This window comes from Ruegeria sp. G2 (assembly GCF_056533505.1).
The window spans coordinates 243,720-259,371 of record NZ_JBQFON010000004.1 but is presented as its reverse complement, the minus strand read 5'-3'; the positions used below and the strand labels follow the sequence as shown (position 1 = coordinate 259,371).

At 54.5% G+C, this 15,652-nt stretch carries 16 protein-coding genes and 1 tRNA gene; 12 read left to right on the top strand and 5 right to left on the bottom strand.

Going from position 1 to position 15,652, the window contains the following annotated elements; translation table 11 throughout:
- Window positions 1-242: 242 nt before the first annotated feature.
- Window positions 243-2,615 carry a 1-deoxy-D-xylulose-5-phosphate synthase N-terminal domain-containing protein gene (locus ACR0DU_RS10095; RefSeq protein ID WP_480874188.1) on the bottom strand — a complete coding sequence of 791 codons (2,373 nt, stop codon included), beginning with the start codon at window positions 2,613-2,615 and terminating at the stop codon, window positions 243-245.
- Window positions 2,616-2,629: 14 nt separating this feature from the next.
- Window positions 2,630-3,829 (bottom strand): methionine gamma-lyase, encoded by a 1,200-nt coding sequence (locus ACR0DU_RS10090; RefSeq protein ID WP_170446561.1) that lies wholly within the window; start codon window positions 3,827-3,829, stop codon window positions 2,630-2,632.
- Between the two features lie 115 nt (window positions 3,830-3,944).
- On the opposite strand from ACR0DU_RS10090, the gene ACR0DU_RS10085 reads away from it, so the two are divergent.
- The gene (locus ACR0DU_RS10085; RefSeq protein WP_480874185.1) at window positions 3,945-4,400 is read left to right on the top strand and encodes an Lrp/AsnC family transcriptional regulator; all 456 of its coding nucleotides are present in this window, start codon (window positions 3,945-3,947) and stop codon (window positions 4,398-4,400) included.
- A gap of 138 nt (window positions 4,401-4,538) precedes the next feature.
- On the top strand, window positions 4,539-4,808 hold the full coding sequence (locus ACR0DU_RS10080) for a helix-turn-helix domain-containing protein (RefSeq protein ID WP_480874184.1): 270 nt from the start codon (window positions 4,539-4,541) through the stop codon (window positions 4,806-4,808).
- Window positions 4,809-5,087: 279 nt separating this feature from the next.
- Here ACR0DU_RS10080 and ACR0DU_RS10075 read toward each other — a convergent pair.
- Together ACR0DU_RS10075 and ACR0DU_RS10070 are read right to left on the bottom strand one after the other, a co-directional pair.
- Window positions 5,088-5,164 (bottom strand) — tRNA-Pro (locus tag ACR0DU_RS10075).
- Window positions 5,165-5,291: 127 nt separating this feature from the next.
- Complete coding sequence (locus ACR0DU_RS10070; RefSeq protein WP_480874181.1) at window positions 5,292-6,407, bottom strand: THUMP domain-containing class I SAM-dependent RNA methyltransferase; 1,116 nt, start codon at window positions 6,405-6,407, stop codon at window positions 5,292-5,294.
- Window positions 6,408-6,706: 299 nt separating this feature from the next.
- On the opposite strand from ACR0DU_RS10070, the gene ACR0DU_RS10065 reads away from it, so the two are divergent.
- From ACR0DU_RS10065 to ACR0DU_RS10035, 7 genes are all read left to right on the top strand, one after another.
- Window positions 6,707-8,050, top strand: coding sequence for a Na(+)-translocating NADH-quinone reductase subunit A (locus ACR0DU_RS10065; RefSeq protein ID WP_480874179.1), 1,344 nt, complete (start codon window positions 6,707-6,709; stop codon window positions 8,048-8,050).
- A gap of 5 nt (window positions 8,051-8,055) precedes the next feature.
- Window positions 8,056-9,264: an NADH:ubiquinone reductase (Na(+)-transporting) subunit B gene (locus tag ACR0DU_RS10060; RefSeq protein ID WP_480874176.1), complete on the top strand. Its 1,209-nt coding sequence runs from the start codon at window positions 8,056-8,058 to the stop codon at window positions 9,262-9,264.
- Complete coding sequence (locus ACR0DU_RS10055) at window positions 9,257-10,072, top strand: Na(+)-translocating NADH-quinone reductase subunit C (RefSeq protein WP_170772350.1); 816 nt, start codon at window positions 9,257-9,259, stop codon at window positions 10,070-10,072. The genes ACR0DU_RS10060 and ACR0DU_RS10055 overlap by 8 nt, the downstream gene beginning before the upstream one ends.
- Window positions 10,072-10,725 carry an NADH:ubiquinone reductase (Na(+)-transporting) subunit D gene (locus ACR0DU_RS10050; protein ID WP_480874174.1) on the top strand — a complete coding sequence of 218 codons (654 nt, stop codon included), beginning with the start codon at window positions 10,072-10,074 and terminating at the stop codon, window positions 10,723-10,725. Before ACR0DU_RS10055 ends, ACR0DU_RS10050 begins: the two co-directional genes overlap by 1 nt.
- Window positions 10,725-11,333 (top strand): NADH:ubiquinone reductase (Na(+)-transporting) subunit E, encoded by a 609-nt coding sequence (gene nqrE / locus ACR0DU_RS10045; RefSeq protein ID WP_010441340.1) that lies wholly within the window; start codon window positions 10,725-10,727, stop codon window positions 11,331-11,333. The genes ACR0DU_RS10050 and nqrE overlap by 1 nt, the downstream gene beginning before the upstream one ends.
- Before the next feature lie 10 nt (window positions 11,334-11,343).
- The gene (gene nqrF / locus ACR0DU_RS10040; RefSeq protein ID WP_480874171.1) at window positions 11,344-12,567 is read left to right on the top strand and encodes an NADH:ubiquinone reductase (Na(+)-transporting) subunit F; all 1,224 of its coding nucleotides are present in this window, start codon (window positions 11,344-11,346) and stop codon (window positions 12,565-12,567) included.
- Between the two features lie 72 nt (window positions 12,568-12,639).
- A complete protein-coding gene (locus tag ACR0DU_RS10035; protein ID WP_480874168.1) occupies window positions 12,640-13,476 on the top strand; it encodes a metallophosphoesterase in 837 nt (278 codons plus the stop codon).
- Window positions 13,477-13,479: 3 nt separating this feature from the next.
- On the opposite strand, the gene ACR0DU_RS10030 is transcribed toward ACR0DU_RS10035, so the two are convergent.
- Entirely contained in the window at window positions 13,480-14,004 is a 525-nt protein-coding gene (locus ACR0DU_RS10030; protein WP_010441346.1) for a CBS domain-containing protein, read from the bottom strand.
- Window positions 14,005-14,126: 122 nt separating this feature from the next.
- Between ACR0DU_RS10030 and ACR0DU_RS10025 the strand changes: the two genes are divergently transcribed.
- The 3 genes from ACR0DU_RS10025 (at window position 14,127) to nqrM (ending at window position 15,651) form a co-directional block, all read left to right on the top strand.
- Window positions 14,127-14,312, top strand: coding sequence for a hypothetical protein (locus ACR0DU_RS10025; protein WP_170545946.1), 186 nt, complete (start codon window positions 14,127-14,129; stop codon window positions 14,310-14,312).
- A gap of 67 nt (window positions 14,313-14,379) precedes the next feature.
- Complete coding sequence (locus ACR0DU_RS10020) at window positions 14,380-15,405, top strand: FAD:protein FMN transferase (protein ID WP_480874163.1); 1,026 nt, start codon at window positions 14,380-14,382, stop codon at window positions 15,403-15,405.
- A gap of 15 nt (window positions 15,406-15,420) precedes the next feature.
- Window positions 15,421-15,651 (top strand): (Na+)-NQR maturation NqrM, encoded by a 231-nt coding sequence (gene nqrM / locus ACR0DU_RS10015; RefSeq protein WP_480874161.1) that lies wholly within the window; start codon window positions 15,421-15,423, stop codon window positions 15,649-15,651.
- Window position 15,652 lies beyond the last annotated feature (1 nt).

The window sequence follows — 15,652 nt, the reverse complement described above, 5'->3', positions numbered from 1 at the left end:
GGTTGGAGTGAGAGGATTCTAACCTCCGACCCCTGCCTCCCGAAGACCGGTGCAGAGGGCCAAGTTATTGTTTTTTAGTCAAAGGAGCCCTGTTTTTGAGGCGGCAGCGCCAATCAAACCAGCCAAGTTCAGGTCCGGCAGGTTCATTGAACCTAAGAGCACTGTCTACATGGCCCGATAGTTTTCTTGGTCTATGCTCAGTGCTAGTTTGTTCTCTACATTATTGCCCAGGTCCAGCCCACTTATGCACGGTGAAGAGCCCTGCCATGGGTCAGCCCATTCACTTTCTCCAGAATAGCGTCTGCGTCAATACAGTGGTGGCGATATAGATCGCCGATTGTTCCGGTCTGACCAAAATGCTCGACGCCCATGGGGATCGTCTGATGTCCAAGCACTGCTCCAAGCCAAGAGAGAGTCGCGGGATGACCATCGATGACGGTGACCAGCTTGCAGTGTGGCGGGAGGTCGGACATCAGAGTTTCAATGTGGGAGCGTGCCGCTTGGTTACCGCGGGAACGCGCTCGTTGAGCGGCGGTCCATCCGGCATTCAGGCGATCTGCGGATGTCACGGCCAATACACCTATGTCGCGACGGCCTTCACCAATCATACCGGCGGCCTTGATTGCCTCCGGTGCGACTGCTCCTTGATAGGCGATTACAACTTCGCAATTGGGCCCCGGTTTTCGTAGCCAATAGGCCCCGTCGATGGCACCTTGGCGGAACTCGTCGTCGACACGCTTTCCAGGTTGTTCAATCGGGTTGGTGGTCAGGCGCAGGTAGACAGACCCTCCGGTTTCATCGCGCAGCCATGTGCGCTCGTCGGGCTGCCCTTCACCATCGCGCTGCAGGTAGTCGAAGGCCCATTCCATAATCACCGCCAGCTCGTCGGCAAAGGCGGGTTCAAAAGCGGCCAACCCGTCCTGGCTCATCCCGATGAGCGGTGTTCCAACGGATTGGTGTGCTCCACCTTCGGGGGCGAGTGTGACGCCCGAAGGTGTGCCAACCAACATGAAACGCGCGTCCTGATAACAGGCGTAATTCAGGGCATCGAGGCCGCGGCTGACAAATGGATCATAGACGGTGCCAATTGGGATCAGCCGCTTACCGAACAGGGAATGCGACAGACCCGCCGCTCCTAGAAGCAACATGAGGTTCATTTCGGCGATACCAAGCTCGATATGCTGCCCTTCCGGCGTGAATTCCCATTTCGCCGTCGAAGGGATCCGGTGTTCTATGAAGGCGTCGGCTTGCTCGGATCGGGCGAACAGTTTGCGCCGGTTAACCCAAGGACCAAGGCTTGTCGTGCCTGTCACATCCGGAGAGGTTGTCACTATGCGTTCGGCCAATGGGCTGTCGCCTTTTGACAGATCGTCAAGGATTTTGCCAAACGCCATCTGGGTCGAGATTTCGCGACTGGTGTCGATCCCGATTGTCGGCACATCCAGCTTGTCATCAAAATAGCGGCGCGGACCTTTGGCAAAGAAAGGCGTATTCGCGAGGAAATCCTTCAGCTTTTCTGGGTTCTGCTCTGTCGCAAGCGGCTCCCATTCTTCGCCCTTCGGCACACCCATATGCGACTGCCACGCGGCAAACTGGCTATTGTTCATCAGCCCACCGTGATTGTCCTTGTGGCCTGCAATGGGGGTGCCCCAACCTTTGACTGTGTAGGCCAGGAAACATGTTGGGCGATCATGATCGATTTCGGCGAATGTTTGGGCCATGGTCTCGACGCAGTTGCCGCCCAAGTTTTCCATAAGGGCTGCGAGGTCTGCATCCGTCCGCCTTTCAATCAAGGCAGTCACATCCCCCTGATCCCCCAGATCGTCCATGAGGCGCTGTCGCCAGTTCGCACCACCCATGAAAGTCAAAGCGGAGTAGTCCTGGTTGGGGCAAGCGTCGATCCAATCACGCAGGCGGTCACCACCAGGCTCTTGAAAGGCCGCGCGTTGAAGAACCCCATATTTAACACGCACGACATCCCAACTGAACGCATCGAAGACTTTCTCGATCCGTTCAAACAGTCCTTCCCGGACGATACCGTCCAGCGACTGGCGGTTGTAATCGATGATCCACCACGTGTTTCGCAGGTCGTTCTTCCAACCTTCCTGCAACGCCTCGTAAACATTGCCTTCGTCCAGTTCTGCGTCGCCTACAAGAGCCACCATCCGCCCCATTGGGGCGTCTGAGCCCCAGCTTTTGGCCTTGATGTAATCTTGAATGATCGAGGCAAACGAAGTGATCGCGACACCTAAACCCACCGACCCAGTCGAGAAATCAACATCGTCAACATCCTTGGTGCGACTGGGATAACTTTGCACCCCCCCAAATCCGCGAAAACCTTCCATCTTCTCGCGCGTTTGATTACCCATCAGATACTGCATCGCATGAAACACCGGAGACGCATGGGGTTTGACTGCGACCCGGTCCTCGGGGCGTAAAGCCGAGAAATAGAGCGCGGTCATGATCGATACCATCGAAGCAGACGAAGCCTGATGGCCACCGATCTTGATCCCATCCACCTTTGGTCGGACATGGTTGGCATGATGGATCATCCAATGCGACAACCACAGCAGACGCTGTTCCACGATCTTCAGTTGGGTGGGATCAATGTGCATGGTGGTCTCCGGGTTCAGGCCGCGCTGCGAGCAGGGTAGGGCAAAGCCTGCTCCAGGTCTGCAAGGATATCTTCGACATCTTCCAGCCCGACAGACAGACGGATCAGGCCATCGCTGATCCCATGCTCGGCTCGCTCTTCTGGAGTATACGTCGAATGAGTCATGGATGCGGGGTGCTGGATCAGGGTTTCTGCATCACCCAAGGACACCGCACGCTGGATCATGTTCAGACGGTTCATGAATTCAATCCCACCGGACAGGCCGGACTTGATTTCAAACGCTATCATGGCGCCGGGTTGGGACATCTGGCGCTGCGCGACATCATGCTGGGCAAAACTCTCAAGTCCGGGGAAATAAACTTCGCCGACAGCCGGATGTGCTTCGAGGAAGTCCGCGACGACCTTGGCGGACGCACAGTGGCGATCCAGACGCAGGTTCAGTGTCTTCAGGCCACGCAGGATCAGCATCGCGTTGAAAGGGGCCATTACCGCGCCGGTCATGTCCTTCATTCCAACAAGGCGGATCTCAGCAATCTGTTCGGCGGACCCGACAACCAGACCGGCTACCACATCGCCATGCCCACCCAGGTATTTGGTGGCGGAGTGCAGAACGATATCTGCTCCGTGTTCGATCGGGCGGGTCAGATACGGGCTGGCATACGTATTGTCGACGACGACCGTTGCACCGACCGAGTGCGCAATTTCGGCGCTGGCGGCGATGTCCACCAAGCGCATGTTCGGATTAGCCGGAGTTTCGAAATAGACAACGCGGGTTTTGTCGGATACGGCTGCTTTCAGGTTCTCAGGGTCTGTCATGTCGACGTGCGTGATCGTGACTCCCCATTTTGCCAAACCGTGACGCATGAAGGCGAACGTGCAGCCATAGAGCGTTTTGTCCACGATGACTTCGTCACCTGGCGACAGCAGGGTCCAAAGCACTGCCGTAATCGCGCCCATTCCGCTTGAGAGAGCTAGACCGGCCTCGGCTCCTTCAAGCACTGCAATACGTTGTTCAAGAAGGTCGCATGTGGGGTTTGAAATACGGCTGTAGATATGACCTTCACGCTCTCCAGCGAACATCTCTCCACCAGCTTCAGCGGTTTCAAAGGTAAACGTGGACGTCAAATGCAGCGGTGGTGTCAGCGCACCGTCATTTTCCAGAGGGTTATAAGCGTGATGAATGGCGCGGGTGGCAAATCCGGTTGAACGAGTCATTACAAGCTCCTGAATCATGTTGAAGCTAGTTTACGCCTTAGCTTTGAGCTAATGATTGCGAAGTATGCCAACATGAGAGTAAATGTTGGCAGATTCTGCTAGGAATGGGGGTAAGGTGGACGCTAAGGACAGGCAAATTATTCGAGCGCTGCAGCGTGACGGGCGCATGACGAACCAGGATCTTGCCGACAAGGTGAACTTGTCTCCCTCACCGTGTTTGCGCCGGGTCAAAAACCTAGAAGCCAACGGAGTGATAAAGGGATACAGCGCCGATGTTGACGCAGCCGCGTATGGGATTGCCATTACCGTCTTCGTGCGTATCAGGTTGGAGCGACACAATGAAACCGACGTTCAGAACTTCGAAAAACGCGTTCGGATGATCGATGAAGTTCTTGAATGCCACGTGCTGACCGGGGCAATGGACTATCAATTGCGGGTTTTGGTGTCGGATCTCGAAGCCTACGAGGAATTTATTCGTCACCGAATTCATCCGATCGGTGGTATAGCCTCGATCGATACCAGCTTTGTCTATGGAACGGTAAAAAAGACCGCTGTTTTTCCGCCCGGATAGAATGGTCTCGTCAGAATGAGTTGTTCCCAACTGGCTAAACATTTTTCTGTTTAAGCTTTTCCCGCCGCAATTTCCCATTGTCAGCATCGCTATAGAGAAGACATGCAGCACGTGCTGCGTCACTTTTGAGAAGTAGCGATGACCAAAAAACCGTATGCAGACACCCGGATGGCGAAATATGTCGACCGTAGGGTGCTCGAACTGAAACCCATCAAGAGCCAGGCTGAGATCGCAGCACAGGTGGGATATGTCAGCCCGAACATGATCACGATGATCAAGCAAGGTAGTTCCAAGGTAGCACTGGATCGAGTCCCGGCTTTGGCGAAAGCTCTGGAATGCGACGCCGCCTACTTTACTCCAATGGATTCATCGTTAGCTGTCTTGTTTTTTGGATTTCTACTTTTTTGATCGAAAGCCAAACACAGATCATACGAACAATGAAACGCGCGAGCCTTACTATAGGGGGGTGTCCGTAAATCGACGATTTCGTCGTTCCGAGCGTTTGAAAGACTAGGTGCCTTTGGCCGATCAGGCGCGCCTACCTTTGCCGCTGAGACTCTCTGTCTAGGGTCAAGCCACACGGCAAAAGCCTGATCCAAATTCCGCTCATATCCGATGAAACTGTGATGCCTCACAGATACGGGGAAATCTGACAGGCAAAGATAGCTGCAATTTCCCTTTAAAACTTGGTCGGAGTGGCGAGATTCGAACTCACGACCCCTGCCTCCCGAAGACAGTGCTCTACCAGGCTGAGCTACACTCCGACCGTGGCGGGTGATCTATACCTCGCGATTTGGATGTGCAAGAGGATTTCTGAGTTCGGTATAGGGTAAACCACGGGGGCAGAATGGCGACCGTCGCAACAAGTCCAAGTGGGAATTGGACCGCATCTCACTTCAATGGCTCAGTGCGAAACAGCCGAATTTTGGTTCCGCCATGATCGACGACCGGACCGGGCGGGAGCAAAGGCAGGCGCGTAGCGCGAGCAAGTCCAGGTGTCGTGGTGACGATGCCCACACGCCAGCCGTGAAAACGGTTGGCGAGTACCTTGCCAAGGCTGCCATATAGTGATCGCAAGCGCTTTTCGTCACCGATGCGGGCCCCGTAAGGGGGGTTCACGATGATCAGCCCCGTCGGCCCGGTGGGAGGTTTGATGTCACTGACCGAACGGTGCTGAAACTGAGTTATCTGATCCACATTGGCCTGCATTGCATTCGAACGCGACGCTTCAATCGCGCCCTCATTCCGATCGGAACCAAAGAATTTCAACTCGGTTTCGTGGGTTTGAGTCCGCTTGCGCAACTCGTGCCAAGCATCGTGGTCAAAGCTGGCAAAGTTCTCGAAAGCGAACGTACGTGATCTTCCCGGCATCAGACCAAGCGCTATCTCAGCAGCCTCAATAACAAACGTGCCCGAGCCGCACATCGGGTCCAAGACCGGCTCAGATCCATCATAACCACATTCGCGCAGGAACATGGCCGCCATGGTCTCACGCATCGGAGCCTTGGCAATGGCGGGTTTGTGGCCGCGTTTGTGTAATGGCTCACCGGAGCTGTCTAGCGACAGAGTGCAAATATCTTTTTCGATCCGAAGGAGCACACGAACAGTGGCATCAGATGAGACCGGCGCGCCAAGTGTCTCAGAAATGGCGCGTTCAATACGTTGGCGGGCCGCCCTGTCATGATAGATGCGTGATTTACGGCAGGTTGCCTCGACCCTTACCGGAATATCGGATCTCAGGAACTTGGCCCAAGGGAACTTGCGTGCCCGCTTGTCCAACTGCGCCAAATGGACCGCGGGAAAACTGCCCAGTCGCACCAGAACTTTGTTGGCACCCCTTAGCTCAAGATTCGCACGCCAGACTTCACGCCAGCCCCCACGGCAAACAACACCACCTGCAAGCTTTTGCGGACCACCAAATCCCCGCTCGATCGCTTCCGCATACAGAGGCGCTTCGAGGCCGGGCGTGGCGATCAAAAAAATCTCGAGATCATCTTCGTCTTTCATTCAGGCTGCTTACACCGGATGAACATTAGGTGCGACATACAAATTGAGGGCAAAAATCCACTCAATGTGAAACTGAATCATAAGAATGTGAATTTCCGGTTCGAAATTGAGCGGTAACAGGTTTGCGTTTGCGTTCATCCCCGCGTAAAGGAGCTTTGATCGGAATTACGCTTGCGGATTCTGGTCGGTTTGTGGTGCTTTTGCGACCGGACTGATCGGAAAAATCGTGATATTTGTTGCCATCATTGTAAGGTGGCAAGCAGCAGGCGCAGGACAGAGGCTTGGAAGAACGTAGCGACATGCAAACTTTCAAACTAAAAAAAGGGTTGGATTTGCCGATTGAAGGCGCGCCCGAGCAAAACATCCAACCAGGGCCTGAGTTTTCCAGCGTTGGCATTTTGGGGGGGGATTATCTAGGTCTAAAACCCCGCATGTTGGTTCAGGAAGGTGATGATGTTCAGCGCGGTACGCCGCTGTTTTGTCACAAGGACGCGCCAGAGGCGATGATGGTCGCACCGCTGAGCGGGAAAGTAGTTGCCGTTAACCGTGGCGCGCGCCGTGTTCTTCAAAGCGTCGTGATCGAAGTATCCGACGTCAATGATACCGGGGTTGATTTCTCGGGCGTTGGTGATGCGGTCTCAGGCGCTGGTGTCACCGCCAAGCTGTGTGCGGCCGGGTTGTGGACTGCTTTCCGCACGCGACCCTATTCAAAGATGCCCGAACCGGGGACGACACCAGCAGCGATTTTTGTCACCGCGATGGACAGCGATCCACTGGCTGCAGATGCTGCCGTGGTAATCGCCGATGCATCAGAGGCATTTACGGCAGGTTTGACCGCAATCTCACATCTGACTGAAGGAAAAACCTATCTTTGCTACAAAGATGGAGAAGCCATCCCAGGTGCTGATCTTCCCGAGGTTGAGGCAGCAGCTTTCTCGGGCCCGCATCCGTCCGGGCTCGCCGGGACACATATTCACTTTCTAGAGCCTTTGGCCGCTGACAAGCAGGTATGGACAATTGGCTATCAAGATGTGATTGCCATCGGACGCCTAATGCAATCCGGTCACCTTGATCCGAATGTTGTGATCGCACTGGCCGGACCGGGTGCGCGGCAACCACGTTTGATCCGTACGGTCATGGGCGCCTCAACTGACGATCTGATCCGTGATGAGGTCAATGTCGATGGAGCCGCTCGGATCATATCGGGTTCGATCCTGTCTGGACGCCATGCTGAAGGCCCGACTGCGTATCTCGGTCGTTTTGCACGTCAGATCACCATCATCCGCGAAGATCCCGACCAGATCACTATGGGTTGGATTCTCCCCATGCCGTCGAAATTTGCCGTTCAGCCGGTCCTGGGGTCTGCTTTTGCCAAAAAGCTTTATGCGTTTACCAGCAATCTGAATGGTGGACGACGCGCAATGGTTCCGACCGGCACGTTTGAAGAGCTGATGCCACAGGATTACCTGCCGACACAGCTGCTGCGCGCTCTGTTGGTGATGGATACCGATACCGCCCAAGCGCTTGGTGCGTTAGAGCTGGACGAAGAAGATCTGGGCCTTGTGGGCTTTGCCTGCCCGGCGAAATATGAATACGGGCTGGCGCTGCGCGACTGCCTTAGCAAGATTGAAAAGGAGGGCTGAGCCGAATGGGTTTGCGCAGCTTCTTTGATCGGATCGAGCCGAACTTTACCAAAGGCGGTAAGTACGAGAAGTATTTTCCCATCTACGAGATGGTAGAAAGCTTCATCTACACTCCGAAAACCGTAACCTCTGTCGCCCCTCACGTGCGGTCCTATGTGGATATGAAGCGGATCATGACCTATGTCGTGATCGCCACGATCCCCTGCATTCTATGGGGGATGTGGAACACCGGTTATCAGGCGAACTCGGCAATTGCCGCGCTTGGACCTGATGCGGCCACAGGCTGGCGGATCGCCCTTTTGCAGATGTTCGGCATCTCGCTGGACCCATCCAGTATCTTTGCCAATGTAGCGCACGGGCTGCTCTACTTCCTGCCAATCTATATTGTGACGTTGGTTGCTGGCGGTATCTTCGAGGTGATCTTCGCGACAGTGCGGGGCCATGAGGTTAACGAGGGTTTTCTTGTTACTTCTATGCTTTACACGCTTATCATGCCGGCAACGACACCGCTGTGGCAGGTGGCTCTGGGCATCATATTCGGTGTTGTGATCGGCAAAGAGGTTTTTGGCGGGACCGGCAAGAACTTCCTCAACCCCGCGCTTGTGGGCCGCGCGTTCCTATACTTCGCGTATCCGGCTCAGATGTCTGGCGACTCGGTTTGGACACCTGTTGACGGGTTTTCCGGCGCCACTGCCCTGGCTGTTTCCGCAGCCGAGGGGGTTCAGGCTCTGGCCGCCGAAGGCATCACTTGGTCCAGCGCATTCTACGGCACCATCCAAGGAAGTTTCGGTGAGACATCGACACTGGCCTGTATGATCGGCTTGGGCTTCCTGCTTCTGACCAAGATCGCGAACTACCGATTGATCTTAGGATGTCTGGCCGGAACCATCGGCTTTACCCTGCTACTGAACGTGATTGGGTCGGACACCAATCCAATGTTCGCCATGCCCTGGTATTGGCACATCGTACTTGGCGGGTATGCCTTCGGGCTGGCCTTTATGGTCACCGAGCCCGTCTCTGCCAGCCACACCAATGTTGGGCGTTACATCTACGGGGCGCTGATCGGTGTCATGGTTGTGTTGATCCGTGTGGTGAACCCGGCTTTCCCCGAAGGCATGATGCTGGCGATCCTGTTCGGAAACGTCTTTGCACCGCTGATCGACTATTTCGTCGTCCAGTCAAATATCAAACGGAGGGCGCGTCGCCATGTCTGATCCGCAATCCCAAGAACCAAAAGGCGCGATTGCCAAGTTTCTTGCGGCCTCGCCGGATTCTGTTGGCAAGACGATTTTCGTCGCTGTGGCTGTATGCCTGGTTGCGTCGATGGTCGTATCAGCCGCTGCGGTCAGCTTGCGCCCTGTGCAGGAAGCGAACAAGCTGAAGGACAAACAGGTCAATGTTTTGCAAGTCGCGGGTGTTTACGAACCCGGCATAAATGTAACCGAAGCCTTCGCCGCGTTTGAACCGCATGTACTGGACCTTGCGACAGGTGACTTTGTGGACGACCAGTTCGATCCTGCCACGTTTGACGATATCGCTGCTGCCAGTGATCCGGAACTAAGCGTTGCATTGGACGATGACCCGGCCGGGATCGGTCGCAAGGCCAAGTATCGCGTCATCTACCTGCTGCGCGACGATGCAGGCGCTTTGGATAAGGTGATCCTGCCGCTGCATGGCTATGGCCTCTGGTCGACGCTCTACGGTTTTATCGCACTTGAGAATAACGGCAACGATATCTACGGCCTACAGTTCTATCAGCATGGTGAAACCCCGGGTCTAGGTGCCGAGGTGGATAACCCACGCTGGAAAGCGCTGTGGAACGGTAAGAAACTGCGGGACGATGCCGGTGATCTGCAAATCACAGTCGCCAAATCTCAGCCCGCAGCTGGTGCCGATTTTTATGTCGATGCGTTGGCTGGTGCCACGCTGACCTCTGTCGGTGTTGATAACCTGGTAAAATTCTGGATGGGCGATGCGGGCTACGGCCCGTTCCTGGCCAAACTGCAAGCAGGAGATCTATGATGTCCCAGACCAAGAAAGAGCTGTTGGTCGATCCGCTCGTCGACAACAACCCGATCACACTGCAGGTGTTGGGCATCTGCTCCGCACTTGCGGTGACCTCATCGCTACAGGTTGCTTTCGTTATGGCGCTGGCAGTGACCTTCGTGACCGGGTTCGCGTCAATGTTCATCTCCATGTTGCGCAACCAGATTCCGGGGTCGATCCGGATCATCGTGCAAATGGTGATCATCGCTTCACTGGTGATCTTGGTGGATCAGATCCTTAAGGCCTATGCCTTTCAGATATCGAAAACCCTGTCGGTTTTTGTTGGCCTGATCATCACAAACTGTATCGTTATGGGGCGGGCCGAAGCGTTTGCCATGAAGAACCCTCCGATTGCTTCGTTCATCGACGGTGTAGGTAACGGCCTCGGCTATGGTCTGATCCTGATGTTGGTTGGTTTCATCCGCGAACTGTTTGGCTCGGGCAGCCTGTTCGGCGTGACGATCCTGCAAACGGTGAATAATGGCGGCTGGTATGTACCGAATGGTCTGCTGTTGCTGCCGCCTTCGGCCTTCTTCGTGATCGGCCTGCTGATCTGGGCTTTCCGCACCTGGAAGCCGAACCAGGTCGAAGAACGTGAATATAAAATCCAGCAGGTAGAGGCGCACTGATGGAAGGGCTTATTTCTCTGGCCGTAAAGGCCATCTTTGTCGAAAACCTCGCGCTCAGCTTCTTTTTGGGGATGTGTACCTTCATCGCCGTATCCAAGAAGATTTCGACTGCACTGGGTTTGGGTATCTCGGTCATGGTCGTACAAGCGATCACTGTGCCGACCAATAACCTGTTGCTCAGTTATCTGCTGAAACCGGGTGCGCTGGCCTGGGCGGGTTTCCCGGATGTGGACCTGACTTTCCTTGGTCTGATCTCGTATATCGGTGTGATTGCCGCGATGGTGCAAATCCTTGAGATGGTTCTCGATAAGTACTTCCCGCCACTCTACAACGCGTTGGGTATCTTCTTGCCCCTGATTACCGTGAACTGTGCCATCCTTGGCGGCTCGCTGTTCATGGTTGAACGCGACTATAACTTTGCCGAGGCCGCGACATATGGCCTGTCTTCGGGCTTTGGCTGGGCGCTGGCAATTACCGCAATGGCAGGTGTTCGGGAAAAGCTGAAATATTCGGACATTCCAGATGGCCTGCAAGGGCTGGGCATCACCTTCATCACCGCAGGTCTGATGGCAATGGCCTTCATGTCCTTCTCGGGCGTGAAACTGTAAGGAGGGCGCAATGGGAACTTTTAGCCTTGGCGTAATCCTTTTTACCCTGATCGTTCTGGCGCTTGTGGCCATCATTATGGCGGCCCGGTCCAAGCTGGTGTCGACCGGTGATGTCAACATCACCATTAATGGCGAGAAAACAATCTCGGTTCCCGCAGGAGGCAAACTGCTGCAAACGCTTGCGGCGGAGAAGCTGTTTGTCCCATCGGCCTGCGGCGGTGGTGGGACGTGCGCGCAATGTCGTGTCAAAGTGCACTCGGGCGGAGGATCTATCCTGCCCACCGAGGAAAGCCATATCACCAAGCGTGAGGCGGCTTGCGGTGATCGCCTTTCTTGTCAGGTTGCGGTCAAGCAGGACATGGATATCGAAGTCCCGGAAGAGGTGTTTGGCGTCAAGAAATGGGAATGCACCGTTCGTTCGAACGAGAACGTAGCTACCTTCATCAAGGCCCTGACACTGGACCTGCCTGAAGGCGAGGATGTGAACTTCCGCGCCGGTGGTTACATCCAGATCGAAGCGCCTGCGCACCAGCTGGTCTATACCGATTTCGACGTCGAAGAAGAGTATCGGGAAGATTGGGATCGCTTCAATTTGTGGCAGTACAAATCCGTCGTGGCCGAGCCGATTGAACGTGCCTATTCCATGGCCAACTACCCGGATGAAAAAGGCATGATCATGCTGAACGTCCGCGTGGCGTCGCCCCCTCCGGGGTCCGAAGGTATCCCGCCGGGTCAGATGTCGTCGTATATCTTCAACCTGAAACCGGGCGACAAAGTCACAATCTCGGGTCCGTTTGGTGAGTTCTTTGCTCGCGAGACCGAGAAAGAGATGGTCTTCATCGGTGGTGGTGCTGGTATGGCCCCGATGCGCAGTCATATCTTTGACCAGCTCAAACGTCTTGAGAACCGCAACCGCAAGATCAGTTTCTGGTATGGCGCGCGCTCGAAAAAAGAGATGTTCTTTGTCGAGGATTTCGACACTCTGGCCAAAGAGTTCGACAATTTCGAATGGCACGTCGCTCTGTCGGATGCCCAACCCGAGGATGATTGGAAAGGCTACACCGGCTTTATCCATAACGTTCTGTTCGAAGAATACCTCAAGAACCACCCGGCGCCTGAGGATTGCGAATACTACATGTGTGGCCCGCCAATCATGAACCAGTCGGTCATCAACATGCTGCTGGATCTGGGCGTGGATCGCGAAGACATCATGCTCGACGATTTCGGCGGATAAACAGTATTGATCGGTTCCATCCTTTGGAGCCGATTTTTTTTTCTCAGAGTTGATCAGTCAAAAGGCACCCCGGTGCCCTATTTTTCGACTGATGCTGCGCCGTTTTTGTCTCAGAAGGTAACAGGCGATATGCTAACCGGATGGATCAAAAGGTTTTTTGCGTCCCAAGCGCTACCTGATCAGGTAATAGGCACATCCTCACTGGCACCAACAGAGAAGTTCTATGCCATCGGCGACCTTCATGGCAGGCTGGACCTCCTGCAGATGCTTTTGCCTGCATTGGACGGTGATTGTCCCACAGTGTTTGTTGGCGACTACGTTGATCGAGGTGAGCACAGCGCACAGGTTTTGCGTCAATTACACCACCTGGACACACGTTCGGAAAAGAAAGCGATCTGCCTTAAGGGCAATCATGAGGACATGTTGCTTGGGTTTCTAGATGCTCCAAGAAAATGGGAGCGTGTTTGGCTGCACAATGGTGGTGCCCAGACCTTGGCCTCATTTGACCTGACAGATATTGAACTCTCCGATCCAGATGCCGTCGCTGAAGCGCTTCGGGGCGCGATGGGGCAATCCCTTGTGGATTGGCTGTTTGATCGTCCGCTGACCTGGACAAGTGGCAATGTGACCGTTGTTCACGCTGCGCTTGACCCGAAGCAGCTGGTCGACGGACAGCAAGACAGCACCTGCCTCTGGGGACACCCGCAATTTCGTAAGAAACGTCGAAAAGACGGGCAATGGGTAGTGCACGGGCATACGATCGTCGACGAGCCCATGATTGAGAATGACGTCATTTCTATCGACACCGGTGCATTTGTCACCGACCGACTGACTGCCGCGGAAATCTCACCCGGTTCTGTCCGATTTATCTCGGCCAGTCACACCGGAATCGAGTGGGAATCGGCTTAAGAGTTAGCCCACAATCATCTGTTTCATTCTAAGCGCTTCATATTCCAGTTCCTTCAATCGGAAATGGACTACGTCCCCAATAGTAATAACGCCGCGCAAATTGCCGTCACTCAAAACAGGCATGTGCCGAAAGCGACCCTCGGTCATAGTTTTCAGCACATCGTTCAGATAGTCGTCTGGGCTACAGGTTTTGACCTCAGTCGTCATCAGGTCGGCCACAGATTGAGGCAATGTCTGACCGGGTGTTTCCGCCATTCGGCGAACAATATCACGTTCAGATAGGATCCCTTGCAACGAACCATTCTGATCCGTGACCACAACCGCACCAATGCGCTTTTCCCGTAAGATATCTACAACTGAATGGATCGTATCGTTGGGTCGTACAGAAAAAACAGCATCCCCTTTGCCTTCCAGCAATTTTGAAACCGTTGTCTGTGTGTGCGACAGGTTTGTTTCAACTGACTGACTGCGAGTAGCCTTCGCGGCCTTGTCGCCACGGGTCGGGGGCTGGTAAGAGCTTGGGGCCATGGGCGGTCTCCTCTTTCACAGGTAGTGTCCTTATTCTCTACCTTACCGCAGGGATAGGCGCTGTATAGGTGCAAATTCGAAAACCGATGTAACCGGACTACTTTACAAGGAGTTCCAAGTTCTTGAGCGAGCTTTACCTGACCCCGCCGGTTGCTGCGTTGATCTTCTTTGTTGTCGTTGTCTGTGGTCACAATTTCCGCATGGTGTGGAAACAACAACCCTCAGGCTGGCAAAAACGCGCATGGATCTTTGGTGTGCCAGCCACGATTGGGCTTCTTGCCCTCGCGTTTTTGCCGCTCAAGATCTGACGCCGGTTTGACTCTGAACAGGGCCGCTGGCATATGCCGGGCAAGACTACTCGCAGGAGATCGCCCCATGCGCCCGTTGATTGCCTTGGCTTCGTTGTTGTTTGTTTCGGCTTGCCTGTTTGACAAGGAACCTGATGTGGTGCGCCTGTCCGGCGAGACTATGGGTACCACGTTCAACATTACCGCTATCGGCGATGATCTGGACGAAGCTGCACTGGGTCAGGCAGTTCAGAAGACACTGGCACAAGTCAACGCAAAGATGTCAAACTGGGACCCAAATTCCGAGGTTTCGACCTTCTCCGCCACAGACAGCACAGAACCAATGCCGGTTTCAGATGAGTTTGCGTTCGTGATCGAAGCCGCGAACGAGGTGCATGAGAAGTCTGGTGGTACGTTCGATGTCACCCTTGGTCCGCTGATCGAGTTGTGGGGATTCGGCCCACGTAAGCCCGAAGACCCGGTTCCTGCCGATGCTGAAATTGCCACAGCGTTAGCTCAGGTGGGTCAGGCCCGCCTACTGACATTGGATAGCGCGGCCGGCACCCTTGCGAAATCAGACGCAGGCGTGGGGATCAATTTGTCTGCAATTGCCAAAGGCTATGGTATCGATGCGGTTGCTGCACAACTGCGCGACGCTGGTATCGAGAACTATATGGTCGAGATTGGTGGTGATCTGGTGGCCATGGGTGAGAACGACAAGGGCGAAAGCTGGCGGATCGGTATCGAAAAGCCCGAAGCTGGCACACAGGCCATCCAGCTAATCGTTCCGCTGGATAATCTGGGGATGGCAACTTCGGGTGATTATAAGAACTTCTTTGAACAAGACGGTGTGCGTTACTCGCACATTATCGACCCGGTCACGGGACGGCCAATCACTCATCGCACCACTTCCGTCACGGTTCTGGCGGATGATGCGATGATGGCAGATGCCTGGGCGACAGCGATGCTGGCACTTGGTCAGGAAAAAGGAATGGAAATCGCGGAAAAGAATAAACTTGCCGTGTTTTTTATTTCGCGCGATGTGACAAGCGGGGAAGAAGCCTATATCACCGTACAAAGCAGCGCTTTCAAGGATGCGCTGGGAACCAACTGATCGGTAGGCACCATTATGAGCACCTTTATTCTGGCATTCGTATTGTTACTGATCATCATGGCCGGGATGTCGTTGGGCGTAATGCTGATGGGTAAGACCATCAAAGGCAGTTGCGGTGGCTTGAATGCAATTTCCGGTGCTGACAAATGTGTGGTTTGTCAAAAGGATATCGACCCCGATAGCCCCCTGCGTGATCAGTTGCAGTGCAAGCGTGCAAAAAAGATGCTGCAACAGATGGAAGGCTAGG

What these genes read in the sequence shown, in the direction of transcription:
- ACR0DU_RS10020 (WP_480874163.1), top strand. Translation starts at nt 14,380, where the DNA reads ATGCGCCCGTTGATTGCCTTGGCTTCGTTGTTGTTTGTTTCGGCTTGC.
- ACR0DU_RS10050 (WP_480874174.1), top strand. Translation starts at nt 10,072, where the DNA reads ATGTCCCAGACCAAGAAAGAGCTGTTGGTCGATCCGCTCGTCGACAAC.
- nqrM (WP_480874161.1), top strand. Translation starts at nt 15,421, where the DNA reads ATGAGCACCTTTATTCTGGCATTCGTATTGTTACTGATCATCATGGCC.
- ACR0DU_RS10065 (WP_480874179.1), top strand. Translation starts at nt 6,707, where the DNA reads ATGCAAACTTTCAAACTAAAAAAAGGGTTGGATTTGCCGATTGAAGGC.
- ACR0DU_RS10095 (WP_480874188.1), bottom strand. Translation starts at nt 2,615, where the DNA reads ATGCACATTGATCCCACCCAACTGAAGATCGTGGAACAGCGTCTGCTG.
- ACR0DU_RS10060 (WP_480874176.1), top strand. Translation starts at nt 8,056, where the DNA reads ATGGGTTTGCGCAGCTTCTTTGATCGGATCGAGCCGAACTTTACCAAA.
- ACR0DU_RS10080 (WP_480874184.1), top strand. Translation starts at nt 4,539, where the DNA reads ATGACCAAAAAACCGTATGCAGACACCCGGATGGCGAAATATGTCGAC.
- ACR0DU_RS10055 (WP_170772350.1), top strand. Translation starts at nt 9,257, where the DNA reads ATGTCTGATCCGCAATCCCAAGAACCAAAAGGCGCGATTGCCAAGTTT.
- nqrF (WP_480874171.1), top strand. Translation starts at nt 11,344, where the DNA reads ATGGGAACTTTTAGCCTTGGCGTAATCCTTTTTACCCTGATCGTTCTG.
- ACR0DU_RS10090 (WP_170446561.1), bottom strand. Translation starts at nt 3,829, where the DNA reads ATGACTCGTTCAACCGGATTTGCCACCCGCGCCATTCATCACGCTTAT.
- nqrE (WP_010441340.1), top strand. Translation starts at nt 10,725, where the DNA reads ATGGAAGGGCTTATTTCTCTGGCCGTAAAGGCCATCTTTGTCGAAAAC.
- ACR0DU_RS10030 (WP_010441346.1), bottom strand. Translation starts at nt 14,004, where the DNA reads ATGGCCCCAAGCTCTTACCAGCCCCCGACCCGTGGCGACAAGGCCGCG.
- ACR0DU_RS10070 (WP_480874181.1), bottom strand. Translation starts at nt 6,407, where the DNA reads ATGAAAGACGAAGATGATCTCGAGATTTTTTTGATCGCCACGCCCGGC.